This window comes from Dolichospermum planctonicum (assembly GCF_005402965.1).
Taxonomy (GTDB): Bacteria; Cyanobacteriota; Cyanobacteriia; order Cyanobacteriales; family Nostocaceae; genus Dolichospermum; species Dolichospermum planctonicum.
On record NZ_BJCF01000020.1, the window covers coordinates 16,862 to 30,854 of the forward strand.

General features: G+C 39.2%; 15 protein-coding genes and 1 tRNA gene. 5 read left to right on the forward strand and 11 right to left on the reverse strand.

Translation table 11 applies throughout. The annotated features are described in order from the left end of the window. The first annotated feature begins 77 nt into the window (after positions 1–77). Positions 78–1,235 (forward strand): anhydro-N-acetylmuramic acid kinase, encoded by a 1,158-nt coding sequence (locus tag FFO06_RS10525; protein WP_137907997.1) that lies wholly within the window; start codon positions 78–80, stop codon positions 1,233–1,235. A 37-nt stretch (positions 1,236–1,272) separates the two neighbouring features. On the opposite strand, the gene FFO06_RS10530 is transcribed toward FFO06_RS10525, so the two are convergent. From FFO06_RS10530 to FFO06_RS10555, 6 genes are all read right to left on the reverse strand, one after another. Next, positions 1,273–1,470, reverse strand: coding sequence for an NblA/ycf18 family protein (locus FFO06_RS10530; RefSeq protein ID WP_028083489.1), 198 nt, complete (start codon positions 1,468–1,470; stop codon positions 1,273–1,275). Positions 1,471–2,039: 569 nt separating this feature from the next. Beyond that, positions 2,040–2,768 (reverse strand): Stp1/IreP family PP2C-type Ser/Thr phosphatase, encoded by a 729-nt coding sequence (locus FFO06_RS10535; RefSeq protein WP_137907998.1) that lies wholly within the window; start codon positions 2,766–2,768, stop codon positions 2,040–2,042. A gap of 21 nt (positions 2,769–2,789) precedes the next feature. Next, positions 2,790–4,475, reverse strand: coding sequence for an ABC1 kinase family protein (locus FFO06_RS10540; RefSeq protein ID WP_137907999.1), 1,686 nt, complete (start codon positions 4,473–4,475; stop codon positions 2,790–2,792). Positions 4,476–4,606: 131 nt separating this feature from the next. Continuing rightward, on the reverse strand, positions 4,607–4,927 hold the full coding sequence (locus FFO06_RS10545; protein ID WP_137908000.1) for a DUF6825 family protein: 321 nt from the start codon (positions 4,925–4,927) through the stop codon (positions 4,607–4,609). A 110-nt stretch (positions 4,928–5,037) separates the two neighbouring features. After that, positions 5,038–5,111 (reverse strand) — tRNA-Pro (locus FFO06_RS10550). Positions 5,112–5,340: 229 nt separating this feature from the next. Beyond that, positions 5,341–5,868, reverse strand: a complete 528-nt coding sequence (locus FFO06_RS10555; RefSeq protein ID WP_137908041.1) for a GNAT family N-acetyltransferase — start codon at positions 5,866–5,868, stop codon at positions 5,341–5,343. A gap of 450 nt (positions 5,869–6,318) precedes the next feature. Here FFO06_RS10555 and FFO06_RS10560 point away from each other — a divergent pair, with 450 nt between their 5' ends. Then, positions 6,319–7,215: an alpha/beta fold hydrolase gene (locus FFO06_RS10560; RefSeq protein ID WP_137908001.1), complete on the forward strand. Its 897-nt coding sequence runs from the start codon at positions 6,319–6,321 to the stop codon at positions 7,213–7,215. A 49-nt stretch (positions 7,216–7,264) separates the two neighbouring features. Here the strand turns inward: FFO06_RS10560 and tsaD are convergent, their stop codons facing one another. Next, positions 7,265–8,308 carry a tRNA (adenosine(37)-N6)-threonylcarbamoyltransferase complex transferase subunit TsaD gene (gene tsaD, locus FFO06_RS10565; protein WP_137908002.1) on the reverse strand — a complete coding sequence of 348 codons (1,044 nt, stop codon included), beginning with the start codon at positions 8,306–8,308 and terminating at the stop codon, positions 7,265–7,267. A 325-nt stretch (positions 8,309–8,633) separates the two neighbouring features. Here tsaD and FFO06_RS10570 point away from each other — a divergent pair, with 325 nt between their 5' ends. From FFO06_RS10570 to FFO06_RS10580, 3 genes are all read left to right on the forward strand, one after another. Next, the gene (locus tag FFO06_RS10570) at positions 8,634–9,128 is read left to right on the forward strand and encodes a Photosystem I reaction center subunit III (RefSeq protein WP_137908003.1); all 495 of its coding nucleotides are present in this window, start codon (positions 8,634–8,636) and stop codon (positions 9,126–9,128) included. Positions 9,129–9,167: 39 nt separating this feature from the next. Further along, a complete protein-coding gene (gene psaJ / locus FFO06_RS10575) occupies positions 9,168–9,314 on the forward strand; it encodes a photosystem I reaction center subunit IX (protein WP_015079100.1) in 147 nt (48 codons plus the stop codon). A 331-nt stretch (positions 9,315–9,645) separates the two neighbouring features. Next, positions 9,646–10,110, forward strand: a complete 465-nt coding sequence (locus FFO06_RS10580) for a photosystem I reaction center subunit XI (protein WP_028083754.1) — start codon at positions 9,646–9,648, stop codon at positions 10,108–10,110. Positions 10,111–10,176: 66 nt separating this feature from the next. Here the strand turns inward: FFO06_RS10580 and gmk are convergent, their stop codons facing one another. The 4 genes from gmk to hemN all read right to left on the reverse strand — a co-directional run bounded on the left by gmk (position 10,177) and on the right by hemN (position 13,792). Beyond that, positions 10,177–10,773, reverse strand: coding sequence for a guanylate kinase (gene gmk, locus FFO06_RS10585; protein WP_137908005.1), 597 nt, complete (start codon positions 10,771–10,773; stop codon positions 10,177–10,179). Between the two features lie 275 nt (positions 10,774–11,048). Then, positions 11,049–11,315: an extracellular matrix/biofilm regulator RemA gene (gene remA, locus FFO06_RS10590; RefSeq protein ID WP_015080662.1), complete on the reverse strand. Its 267-nt coding sequence runs from the start codon at positions 11,313–11,315 to the stop codon at positions 11,049–11,051. A gap of 649 nt (positions 11,316–11,964) precedes the next feature. Further along, positions 11,965–12,237, reverse strand: coding sequence for a GlsB/YeaQ/YmgE family stress response membrane protein (locus tag FFO06_RS10595; protein WP_028083755.1), 273 nt, complete (start codon positions 12,235–12,237; stop codon positions 11,965–11,967). A gap of 172 nt (positions 12,238–12,409) precedes the next feature. Then, complete coding sequence (hemN, locus tag FFO06_RS10600) at positions 12,410–13,792, reverse strand: oxygen-independent coproporphyrinogen III oxidase (RefSeq protein ID WP_137908006.1); 1,383 nt, start codon at positions 13,790–13,792, stop codon at positions 12,410–12,412. Positions 13,793–13,993 lie beyond the last annotated feature (201 nt).

Sequence of the window (13,993 nt, forward strand, 5' to 3'; positions counted from 1 at the left end):
CAATTAGTCATTTTCTTTTGACATGGGTAATGGTATGAATTACACTACTATTGATATCCATAAAAGTATTTGAGTCAATGCACCCGACTCGCGTTATCGGTTTAATGAGTGGTACATCTGTAGATGGTATAGATACCGCTTTAGTGGAAATTTCTGGTAGGGATTTGGATCTCAAGGTGGAGTTAATAGCAGGGGAAACATATCCCTATCCCCCGCAACTCAGAGAACAAATTCTAGAACTTGGTGCTGGTGCTGCTGTATCAATGGCAGAATTAGCTACCATAGATGATGCTATCTCTCGGACTTTTGCTGAAGCTGCTCAATTTATCCAAGTTGGTCATCAAGCAGCTACTTTGATCGGTTCTCATGGTCAAACTGTTTACCATCGTCCCCGTCGGGGAGCAGGAGAACTGGGTTATAGTTTCCAACTGGGACGGGGATCACTAATTGCCCATCTAACTGGTATTACTACTGTCAGTAATTTCCGATCTGCTGATATTGCAGCTAGTGGCCATGGTGCGCCCCTTGTTCCTAGAGTTGATGCCTATTTACTGGGTGATTCACGGGAAGAACGTTGTATACAAAATATCGGTGGTATCAGTAATGTAACTTACCTACCAGCAGTCAGTGATAATTGGTTGTCCCAAATTCGGGGTTGGGATACAGGTCCAGGTAATAGTCTATTGGATTTGGCTGTACAACATTTTACCAATGGTGCTAAAACTTATGATGAAAATGGTGATTGGGCAGCTAGTGGTACACCATGTTATCCATTGGTAGAAAAATGGCTCAGTCATGAGTATTTTCACTTGCCACCGCCTAAATCTACTGGACGTGAGTTATTTGGTGTCGCTTATTTACATCAGTGTTTAGAAGATGCTCAAGGCTATCAGTTCAGTACATGGCCTGCGGATTTTTTGGCAACCATTACAGAACTGACGGCGGTTTCTATTGTTCACAATTATGACACTTTTCTACCAAGAAGGCCACATCAGGTGTTATTATGTGGTGGTGGTAGTCGTAATATTTACTTAAAACGGCGGCTAGAGTTGTTATTGGGGAAAGTTCCAGTCTCTACTACGGACAAGCTGGGCATAAGCGCGTCCTTTAAGGAGGCGATCGCTTTTGCGGTTTTAGCATATTGGCGCAGTATCGGTATTCCTGGTAACTTACCTTCTGTGACAGGAGCATCTCAAGAGGTGCTGTTAGGAGAAATTCACGGTAATTATTGCTAATTATCCCTAATTTAAGGATATATCCCCGGATTTTTCTCTAGGCCATGCTAGAACCTGAGTCTAGACCCCACTGTTGTTTAAGCAGTTCTTGATAAGTTGCTTCACGCACCATCATTTGTCTATAGAGCTTAACTAAAAAGTCTTGAGCTTGTTCGTGGCTCATCTGTTGGACTTGTGTAGCAAAGGAGCAAATGCTAAATTGCTGTTCCAAGGACAGTTCAATTGGTTGATTCATAATGAACTCCAAAACAAACAACGTATAAAAACGACATTGACAACAGAATTGAAGAGTTAAGAGTCAGTAGTAAAAAGTAAAACTGGCTTTTACTTTTTACTTAGGTTCTGTACTGCTTTTTTCTGCAATTTGCTATGTCACATAAACATCCGCAGAAGTGATTTCTAGATTTTGGTTAACATTTGTTTCTCTATATTAAGAAATATAACAAATGTTTGACAGTTTGCCCATCTTTTTAGATTTATTTCTAATCAGAGGTAACTAATTGGGTTTTCATCTAGATGCTGTAGACAGTTGACATGATATTTGCTGTTTATTTAGACATATTACCCGGTGGAATATGCCAGTTGGGGTAATTAGAAAAATTTAAACTCCTATGATATTTGGAGGGTAGAAATATTTTTAGCAAGTTATTGATGGGAAAAATGCTCAAATTGAACAAAATATTCAGTATATTTACTTTTTGTAGTGAGGGGGGAAGGAATAGGCAAGAGAAAATAGGCAAGAGAAAATAGGCAAGATACTCTTAACTACTGACTCCTGACTACTATCACTGAATAATTAGAAAATCAGGTTTCTACAGAGACGAGAACGACGGTGATGTTGTCGTTTCCACCTTCTTCTTTTGCGGCTTCTACGAGAGATTCGGCTGCTATTTCTAGGGAAGGTGTGCCTTGAAGGTAACTGGCAATTTTATCGTCTACAAGTTCTTCTGTAAGTCCATCACTGCATAATAATAAGCGATCGCCATGTTCTAAATCTAGTTGTTGGACTGAAATCTGATTCAGGTCTTCTCTACCCAAACAACTGGATAAAACATGACGATAGGGATGAACCCTAGCTTCATCAGGAGTAATATCGCCTATTTTCAGTGCCTTGGCAATCCAGGTATGGTCTTCTGTAATTTGTTGTAATTGTGATTTCCGCAGACGGTAAAGACGGGAATCACCAACATGACCGCATACGGGAGATTCTCCGGGACGAATCACAACTACTACCGCTGTTGTTCCCATATCAGCACGTTCAGGATGATTTTGCTGATCCTGGACTATAGCTTGATTTGCAGTAGATAGGGCTTGTTGTAATAGTTTTGATGCTGATTCGGGGCATTGCCAATTTTGCTCCAAGTATGAACGAATTTCTTGAGTAGCGATACGACTAGCCTCTTCTCCTCCCGCATGACCACCCATACCGTCAGCGACGATAAAGAATCGCCCTGCGGGGTCAATATAGTAGGAATCTTGATTATAAGCACGAATAAGCCCCGGATCTGATAAACCGGTAGAGTCAAGTTTCATAGATTTTTCGTAAGCGACTAATTAATACATTCGATCATAACGGTCGAGACGCAAAAGCAACCGAATCAGCATGAATGAAACTGATGCTGCAATTAAACCAATCAGACTTGCTAACCATACATAATGGCTAACGAGGAGAATTGTAGCGGCAATTGTAAAACCACTGATAATCAGAGCATAGCTTATTCCCAGTTGAATATTGCTCTGTCGCCGTATCAGACGTTCTGTTTCTACGGAGCGAACTCGAAGCCGGATATCCCCACGTTCTATTTTATCTAGAGTATCTTCTAATCTCCGTGGTAATCCTAAAGCAGTGCTGCTAACTTGGACTGCTTGACGACTTAATTCATTCAAGAAGCTATTCCCCTCAGAACTACTGTTATCTGTCATAAGCTGCATTGCATAGGGCTGGGCAACTTCCATAAAATTAAACTCTGGATCTAGACCTTTACCGACTCCTTCCAGGGTGGAAAAGGCACGCATGACAAAGGTAAAAGTTGCTGGAAATCTAAATGGTTGATCATAGGCCAGTTCGTACAAATCTTCACTGATAGCTGCCACCGATTGGTTTTCAAAAGGCTTATCCATGAAGTTATCCAGCATATACTGGACAGAACGACGGACAGGTCCCATGTCCTCAACTGGGGCGAGCGCTCCTAAATCAACTAGGGATTTTACCACACGATCGCCATCTTTTTGGGCGATGCCAAATAAAGTTTCCATTAGTCCTTCCCGGACATTCGACTTAATTGTACCCATCATCCCGAAGTCGTAGAAAATCAAAGCCCCGTCGGGACTAACTGCCAGATTACCAGGATGGGGGTCAGCGTGAAAGAAGCCATTATTCAGAAGTTGATGCAAGTAAGCTTGTGCGCCATAACGAGCGATCGCTTTTCTGTCTACACCCGCAGCCTCCAAGGCCTCATACTGACTAACTTTAATTCCAGGTAAATACTCTAAAGTAATTACCCTAGAAGTAGCATAACGCCAATATACTCTCGGTACTTTTACCCAGTTATAAATGCGGAAATTGCGGCGAAAAGTATCGGCATTGCGACCTTCATTCAGATAATCAATTTCTTCCCAGAGAATGCGACAACATTCTTCATATATACCCATCCAATCTCTACCTCGTCCCCATTTGGGGTGGTTTTGAAAGTAACGGGCAATACCTTTAAGAATGTCTAAATCAATTTCAAATAGCTTTTTCAGTCCAGGCCTTTGCACCTTAACAACGACGGACTCACCAGTATATAGAGTAGCCTTGTGGACTTGACCCAAACTAGCAGCAGCCAGGGGAACAGGTTCAAAATCTTGGAAAAGTGAGGAAATTGGTTTACCCAACTCCTGTTCAATAATTCCTTCCACCTGTTCATAACTAAATGCTGGAACTTTGTCTTGTAACTTAGATAACTCTTCTACATATTCAGTCGAGAAAATATCAGCACGAGTAGAAAACAACTGTCCCACCTTAATAAAAGTCGGACCCAAATCCAAGAATGTAGTTCTAATCCAGATTGCTTGGGCTTTGCGTCTAGCTGCTTGCTTGGCTTCCGTCATACCACCGGGGTAACTCCAGGGCTTGCTATAGCGCCAAATTTTGAACATCAAGGTCAAGACAAAAGACCAAATATCCACAAAGCGGCGTTTGCTAGAGTATTCTTCCCGATTCCAACGGTATGCTTTGCCTGAGTAACCTTGTTCCATATTTTTCTTATACCGTCGGCTTGAGAGGGAGCAGGAGAAGCTGGGAGGGTAAGGGATCTGGGCGGTTGGGGCAGCTGGGAGGAATTTTCCCATTACCCATTACCTATTACCCATTACCCATTACCCATTACCTATTTTGCAGCATTGCGATACTTCTGCAATTCACTTCTTAATAGAGCGATTTCCGCCCTTAATTCGTCAATTTCGGTCTGTAGATCTAAAGAATCTGCACCAGATGAACTATTTGCCGGTTTTCCAGTTGCAGAGGATTCAGCAGCCCGATTAGCTCGTGCCATCACTTCTTCTGTAAACTGGCGTAGCTGCTCTTTAGCTTCAGCATCAAATTTGCCCAATTCACTCAAAGCATCAGTCAAGGCGACTTCTACACGCTCATTAATCACTTCGGCTACTGCTCTGCCCACGAAAAAGGCTTGCACAAGGGGATTACTCATAAATTTTTGTAAAGTTGCTCCGCAAAAAGATTATAACCTGCCTGGATGCTGTAATGTTTCCATTTGCAACTTTGCTGAGTTAGCGGAATACAACCACCTTGACATAAAAATCGGGATGACAGGATTCGAACCTGCGGCATCCTGCTCCCAAAGCAGGCGCGCTACCAAGCTGCGCTACATCCCGTAAATCTATCAAAACCAAGTTCTACATAACCTAAATTATGTTTTTTTGGTTCATCTGACTCATCATATCATAAAAAAGAATAAATGCAAACCCAATAATCTATAAAAAATCAGACTATGGAAAACATCCTGGGAGAAATCAGGCACAAACCAGGATTTTCCCGGAATTTTCACCAAATTTTAGATTTTAAATTACCGCGACTATTCCCCAATGCCTCATCCACACCAAATTACTGAGGATACCAAAACATTCCTTTGATACCTTCAGGATCGGACATAAAGCCCATAGTCTTATAGAAATCTACAACATGAGGGTCAGCAAAAAGAGTCACGTTACTAATTTCTTCATTCTTCAGTTTTTTGAGGACATATTTCATTAATGCCTTACCTAGTCCTCTACTTTGAAAATCAGGATGAACCACTACATCCCAAATGGTGGCATTAAAAGCATGGTCTGAGGTAGCACGGGCAAAACCAATCAAACGCTTCTTGTTTCCTCGTACTTGCCACATAGAGGCCACGAGGAAACTATGCTCAATAGCTTTTTTTACTTTTCTCAGAGGGCGACGTGACCAGCCAACTGCGTCACAGAGTTCTTCTAATTCATACAGGTCAATATCTCTTTCCGTACTGAAAATGATTTGATCCTTATCTAAACTAGAATTACTTTCAACGGCCGCTGTATGCTCGTTAACAGCAGCAGTTTTATTTGTCGCTAAAGATTCAGGAGTGCTAAACCAAGTTTTCCAAAAACCCATGCCAACGCAGTTCGGGTAGTATGACTGAAATTGGTTACCACTTTTTAAGAGTGTTGATTCACATTTAACATCGCTATGACCATAGCGAGTTATCGGGTGTTTCTTACCAATCACCTTTAACTTTAGCATTTTGTTTTCGTACTACTCTATAAAACTCGTCGAAAGTCCAAATTTTTCCCAAATTGATCTATGTTTCTGGTTTAAGTCATAAATTTCTTCAGCACTACTTTCATAAACATAAATAGACAAGTTTAAGCTGAGATTCAGCTAATCAATATCAAATTCAATGACACAAGAATAACAGGTAATTTAACTGATACACTGTAGAATTAGATAATTCAGCTAGTTCAAAATTTAATTTTTGTTTTGTTGAATTTTTGAATTATTCTTTTCCTGTTTGTATTTAGTTGTATTTATTCGCACCCAAAATCATGGGTACGATATTTAACTATGGCAACAATAGAAATCTTAGGTGTTCCACATACTTATGAGCTAACCGCTCCTACATCATGTCCCCATACTTTAGTATTTATCCACGGTTGGCTAAATAGCCGTGTATACTGGCAACCCGTAATTTCTCGTCTATCACTAGATTTACAGTGTTTATCTTACGATTTACGAGGGTTCGGTGAATCACAGTCCCAGGTAACATCAGATTCAGATATAGAACTGACTCCCACAGACTCTAGCATGATTACTTCTTCCTTGGATTCCTTATATTCTCCATTCGCTTATGCTCAAGATTTAGCCGTTCTTCTCAAACATCTGAATATTTCTAGTGCTTGGCTCATAGGTCATTCTTTGGGTGGTACTATTGCTCTGTGGACAGCGGCCCAATTACATGATTGTATTCAAGGTGTAATTTGTATTAATGCCGGTGGTGGAATTTATCTTAAAGAAGCATTTGAGCAATTCCGTGCCGCAGGACAGAAATTTTTACAAGTCCGTCCCCGTTGGCTTTCGCAAATGCCTTTAATTGATTTGTTATTTACTAAAGCTAGTGTATTGCGTCCTTTAGAGCGATATTGGGCGCGTCAAAGATTAATTGATTTTATTGTAGCTGATCCAGAAGCTGCTCTGGGAACTCTTTTTGCATCTACTACGGAACAAGAAATTAACTGTTTACCCCAGTTAGTATCGAAATTGAAGCAGCCAGTATATTTCTTAGCGGGTGCTGACGATAAAGTAATGGAACCGAAATATGTCCGCCATTTGGCCAGTTTTCATTGGCTTTTCCAGTATGTTGGTGATAATGTGATTGAAATTCCTGATTGTGGGCATTTGGCTATGTTAGAGCAACCGGAAGCCGTCGCTGAACATATTCAGTCAGTAGTTATTGGTCATTAGTTATTAGTCCTTATTAATATTAATTAATATTAAATTAATAGGTTGGAAATTAATTTTCGTATAACTTCATGACATGGTTCAGGGAGAGCCGGGAATGCACTCCTAATGTCATAGATGATCTATGACCACGGGAGAGGTGTTCAGCAGCAGCACAGCCAATCATGGCCGCGTTGTCAGTGCAAAATTTTAGGGGGGGGAAAAGAACCCGCAAGTTATGTTTATTGGCTGCTGCTTGTAAATGCTTTCTGAGTCCACTATTTGCTGCTACACCACCGCCTACCGTAATAGTGTCTAGTTTATAATTAAGAGCGCAGGCGATCGCTCTTTTCGTCAGCGATCGCGCTATAGTATCCTGGAAACTAGCCACTACATCCGCTATTGGTACTTCTTTACCCTCTTTTTCCAATTGTTGCACTAAACGTAATACTGCTGTCTTTAATCCGCTAAAGCTACAATCATAAAGATGATAACCCCCACCTGGTAAAGAAATTTTTCCCTCCGGTAATGTAAAGGCTTGGGGATCACCGATTTGTGATAGTTGATCAATTATTGGTCCGCCGGGATAACCCAATTTTAATAACCGCGCTACTTTATCAAAAGCTTCACCGGCTGCATCATCACGGGTTTCCCCCAGAGTTTCGTATATACCATAATCTTTGACATAAATCAAGCTTGTGTGACCCCCGGAAACAAGTAAGCTAAGAAAGGGAGGATTTAAACTTGGCTCAGTCAAATAAGTCGCACAGATGTGACCTTCCAGGTGATGTACTCCCAAAAAAGGCTTTTCATGTACCATGGCCAGGGTTTTGGCGGCTGTTAATCCCACCAGCAATGCCCCTACAAGTCCAGGCGCACAAGTGGCAGCTATACCATCAATCTGACTCCAATTTAGATGACTAGAGGCGATCGCTTGTTCTATTTCGTAATTCAGCGTTTCTAAATGCTGACGTGATGCTACCTCTGGGACTACGCCACCATATTGTTGATGAACAGGAATTTGTGAAGCAACAATACTACTACAGACCTGACGATTGTTAATTATTGCAACAGCAGTTTCATCACAACTGGTTTCAATGGCTAAAACGGTTGTCATAATTAATTAGGGAAGAGGGAACTCTTAACAGGGAACAGGTGACAGGTGACAGGGAACAGGTGACAGGTGACAGGTGACAGGGAACAGGTGACAGGTGACAGGTGACAGGGAACAGGTGACAGGGAACAGGAAACTGACCAATATATATTCTCTCTTGCCTCTTTCCTATATTTTGATTGAGAAGCTTTAACTTTTGTTGACTTAAACTTTACTCTATTCCCAGCCAAGAGTATGATAACTTCCTAGTTATCTAAAATAAAGACTGTACAAGCCGCTTCGTTTTGTACAAGGAACTTCTCGTTTTGTAACAAAAGGAAACAACTCCATGACACGATTGTTTGCTTTGCTTTTGGCGATGACCCTTTGGTTCAATTTTGCTCCTCCAGCGCAAGCACTAGGGGCTAACCTTGTACCTTGCAAAGACTCTCCCGCCTTTCAAGAGCTAGCACTAAATGCCCGCAATACCACCGCTGACCCCGAATCAGGTAAAAAGCGGTTTGAACGTTATTCTCAGGCTCTCTGTGGACCCGAAGGCTATCCCCACTTGATTGTAGATGGCAGCCTGAATCATGCTGGAGATTTCTTGATCCCCAGTATTCTTTTCCTCTACATTGCTGGTTGGATTGGTTGGGTAGGCCGTGCTTATTTACAAGCGATTAAAAACGGAGCGAATGCCGAACAAAAAGAAATCCAAATTGATTTGGGTATTGCTCTACCTATTATCACCTCTGGTTTTGCTTGGCCAGCAGCAGCAATTAAAGAATTGCTCTCCGGCGAGCTAACAGCTAAGGATTCAGAAATTACCGTTTCGCCACGTTAATTCACTTGTTTTCACTCACTTATTCTGGAGACTAAATTCATGGCTGAAAAAGGTAACGAAACTAACTACTTGATTACATTCATCTCCACTGCTCCTGTTGCGGCAACTATCTGGTTGACAATCACAGCAGGAATTTTAATTGAATTTAATCGCTTCTTCCCTGACCTACTTTTTCACCCCCTATAGGTTGAAAATACGGTTCAAAAAAGCTAATTTACTTAGCTTTTGCTGGTAGATTGTCTAATTGAGTGTCAAACCTAATTAGGTAAAAGTGTCCCTCGAATCAGCAATCTTTGCTAATGTATGAAACTCGTATATTATCCATTATTTATGGGTTTCATACTTTTCTAAATTAGAAAGTGGCAAAATTAATTTTTCTCAACTTGCTTATGGCAGTTTTCAGAAAAATTATTTCTAATAGAAAAAGCCACCTTTATCATTTGAAGGCCAGCAAACAACACAAGTAGTAAATTCATCACAAACTAACAAGAGTGATTCAAGGAATCTAAAAATACTTATGGCAATAGCAGCAGGACGTGATCCGCAAAAAGGCGATCTAGAAACCCCCATCAATTCCGCTCCTTTGGTGAAGTGGTTTATTAGCAACTTGCCGGCATACCGCGCTGGTTTGAATCCTTTTAGACGCGGTTTAGAAGTTGGTATGGCTCATGGTTACTTGCTATTTGGACCTTTTGACAAATTAGGTCCTTTACGTAACGCCCCCAACGCTAACTTAGCTGGTTTATTGGGCAGTGTTGGCTTAGTTGTGATTTTAACAGCTTGCCTATCCTTATATGCAAATAGCAATCCTGATAAAGCCCTTGCTAGTATTGCTGTACCTAATCCTCCAGTTGATGCTTTCAACTCCAAGGAAAGCTGGAATAATTTCGCCAGTGCTTTCTTAATTGGTGGTATCGGTGGTGCAGTAGTCGCTTTCTTCTTGACAGGTAATTCTGGTTTAATCCAAGGTTTATTGGGTTAATTTGATTTTTGGTAATGGGTAGTAGTTACTAATGTTACCCATTACCAATTACCCATTACCACATACTTATTCAAAAATAGCTTTCTCTATTTCCTTTAAAGCTTGCTCAAAATCGTCATTGATAATTTGTAAATCAAATTCATTAGCAGCGGCTATTTCTGCTTCAGCACGTTTGAGACGACGAGAAATTGCTTCCTCAGAATCTTGTCCCCGTCCACGAATCCGGTTTTCTAATTCTGAAAATGAAGGTGGTAAAATAAAAATGCTCAGGGCGCTAGGAAAGGCAGTTCTGATTTGCCTTGCCCCTTCTAATTCAATTTCTAATAGCACCAACTTACCCGACTGAATATGGTTAAGCACCGCTGCACGGGGTGTACCATAAAAGTTACCAGCAAATTCTGCCCATTCTAAAAATTCACCTTTAGTCACTAATTCTTGAAATTCTTGACGGGTAATAAAGTAATATTTTTGACAATTTATTTCTCCTGGACGTGGAGAACGAGTCGTGGCGGAGACTGAATAATATAATTCTGGATGACGCTGGAGAATTTCATTCATTAAAGTGCCTTTACCGACTCCGCTAGGACCTGTTAAAACAATTAGTTTGCCCAAGGTCGGACATTCTTGGGTATTTTTAGCATAATAGAAAGGTAAGACTGGCATTATCCGTGAAAAGAGTGAGTTAATAAATTAATAAGTGTACATGATTCCTTAGTCTTGTTTTAGCTGGTAAAACAACTAATTGCTATTTTGAATTTGGGACTTGAGATTTTTGCATATCTACAATATAAGCCTTTGCGGCTGCACCTTTGATCCGCACTGTTCAAATTAGCATCAAGACTAAAGAATTTGTAGCACTGGTGACAGAAAACCAGTCTAATCGAGATGGTACGGAGGATATGGTACAAATAGAGTTGGGTTGATAACTATTCCGGTGATTAATTATCTACAACATGATGATCACGGGAAATGACAAACCGGTTGGCTACGGTTTCAGGCTGAATTGCGGAGAGAATTACATGACTAGAATCGGTGATAATTACCGCCCTAGTGCGTCTTCCATAGGTAGCATCAACCAGTTGACCTCTATCCCTAGCATCGGTAATAATCCGTTTAATGGGAGCAGATTCTGGACTAACTATGGCCACGACTCTGTTAGCAGAGACGATATTACCAAACCCGATATTGATTAATTGAATTTCCATAAAAAAAATTTCAGCTAAACGAGAAATGAAAAGCTTGTAGTAAACTTATTCTCATGTTATCGCTAAAGAATGGGAGTTACAACGATTTAAACCTCGTTAAGTTGAGTTTTTTCATAGTTAATGCTTTTTTTGGCTGTATTATCAATCAAATCTACCAAAAATACTCCATAAGATATAGGCACAGTTATATTCATATAAGCTAGTGACTCTTTGGTTTGAATTTAAAATTATCTGGGTTTGGTAAATGATGTTTAAAAAATATCAAGCAGTGTAGGTACTCAAATGTACTGCATTTAATTTGTATAATTATAGCGGACATGATGCCCCCACAACAAGATTTAACTATGTTAGGACTGTATTAGGAATGTACAATTTAGCTGCGTCACAGCTTATTATGGATATATTGCTACATAAATAAATTATCAGTAGGCAAGAATAAGCTTGTAAGTGAAATTTTATGTAAGTCCTAAATTAGATTCAATCTGAGGAATCTCGAATCAAACCGTAAAAATGTCTGATACAGTGCAAGCTAACAAAGCTAACAAAAGTTTTGACAATATGATATTGGGTTTTCTTGCGTCAACCCAACATTTTATATTAATGAAAAAGAGTTTAATTAATGCTATATCAATAGCTAACGATTAGTAAATTATACTCTGCTACCCCTTTGCCATAATCCCCATAAATAAATAGCAATAATTGCCCCAATAACTGCTACTATTACCCCAGGAATACTTAAAGATGCAGATGTAATTTGTAAAGTTCCTGTGCGAATGAGAGTGAATAAAGTTCCACCAATAAAAGCACCAACAATACCTAATATCATCGTAGATATCATTCCTCCACCTTGATAACCAGGATAGACAGATTTAGCAATTACACCGGCTAATAGTCCCAAAATCATCCAAGTAATAATATTCATTGATTGCTTCCTAAAAAAATTCAACTCATGTCAAATTTATCAAAGCTTAATATTATTTATTTCTATCTAATGACATAATCTGTATCAGTCAAAAGGTATGTAATTAGGACTTATTGATAAATCATAATTACATACCAATTTTGATTAAATTTACTGCAAAAATTCAGCAAAATTAAATAGCGCGAGAGAATTTAGTTTCTCTATTTCTTGTATGAGTATCGAAGAGAACCGCAATATTTCTCACCAGCAATCTCCCAATATCAGTAATATGGATCTCATCAGTAAATACATTGACTAATCCATCATTTTCTAGGGGTTGTAATTCTTGGAGTTCGTAGCAGAAATATTTATTAAAATCAAGATGATATTTCTGTTCAATCTCTAGTTTATTGAGATGAAAATGAGACATTATTGACATAATTACATCCCGTCTAATAATGTCATCCTGGGTTAATTGAATACCTTTACTAATAGGAATTACACCCGCTGCGACTGCTTTGTAATAGTCCTTTAATTCCTTATGATTTTGAGCATAAGCATCTTCCAACATACTAATAGATGTAGCCCCAAAACCAAATAATTCAGTTTCCGCGTGGGTAGTATAACCTTGGAAATTACGTTTTAGTGTACCATGATTTTGAGCGATCGCTAATTCATTATTATTTTTGGCAAAATGATCCATCCCAATAAACAGATACTCATGATTAGTTAATTCCTCAATTGTCATTTTCAGGATATCTAACTTTTCTTCTGCTCCCGGTAATGCTGCTTGGGGAATCATTTTTTGTACAGGTTTAATCCAAGGTACATAAGCAAAATTAAAGACGACAATTCTATCAGCATCTAAAGCCATTGTCTTGTGTAATGTTTCCCGAAAAGTTGCCAAAGTTTGATAAGGTAAACCATAAATTAAGTCTACATTGACACTATCAAAATTAGCCTCCTTAATCCAACTCATGACATTAAAAAGTAGTGATTCTGGTTGAATTCGATTCACTGCTTTTTGCACTTCTGGGTGAAAATCTTGAATCCCGAAACTAATGCGATTAAAGCCAATATCTCTCAAAAATAAGATATATTCTCTGTTCACATAACGGGGATTAATTTCGATAGAAACTTCTGCATTTTCCGCAATTTGGAAATTACGAGTAATATTTTTCCAGAGAAATTCCACTTGTTCAAGTTCTAAATAATTCGGTGTACCTCCACCCCAATGAATTTGTAAAACTTGTCTATTTTTATCAATTAAAGCTGAGGTATTTTTGATTTCCTGTTCTAAATGTTCCAGATACGGTATAGCCATATTCTTGTTATTAGTAATTACAGTATTACAACCGCAGAAATAACAAGCACTTTGACAAAAAGGAATATGAAAATACAAAGATAGGGGAGTTTTTCTTTGATTAGAAGCGGTAATTGCAGTTTGGAAATTTTCCGCTGTGAAAGTATCAGTTAATTCTGTTGCTGGGGGATAACTTGTGTATCTAGGAGCGCGAGTATCATACTTTTGAATTAGATCAAAATCAAACTTAACACCAGGTAATAGAAAAACCATTATAGTCTCCAGTGAATTTGTGTGATGATTGGAAATAATCACAATTGATTTTCCCAATTTCGATTTAATGTTGTAATTTAGGATTTAGCTATTAACAAATAGAATATATTTATCCTATTTGTTTGTGGTGAACATTATTTTTTTAATGAACCACTCCAGACACAGAGAAAATAGAGGAAGAGAATACATAAGATGTTTGCA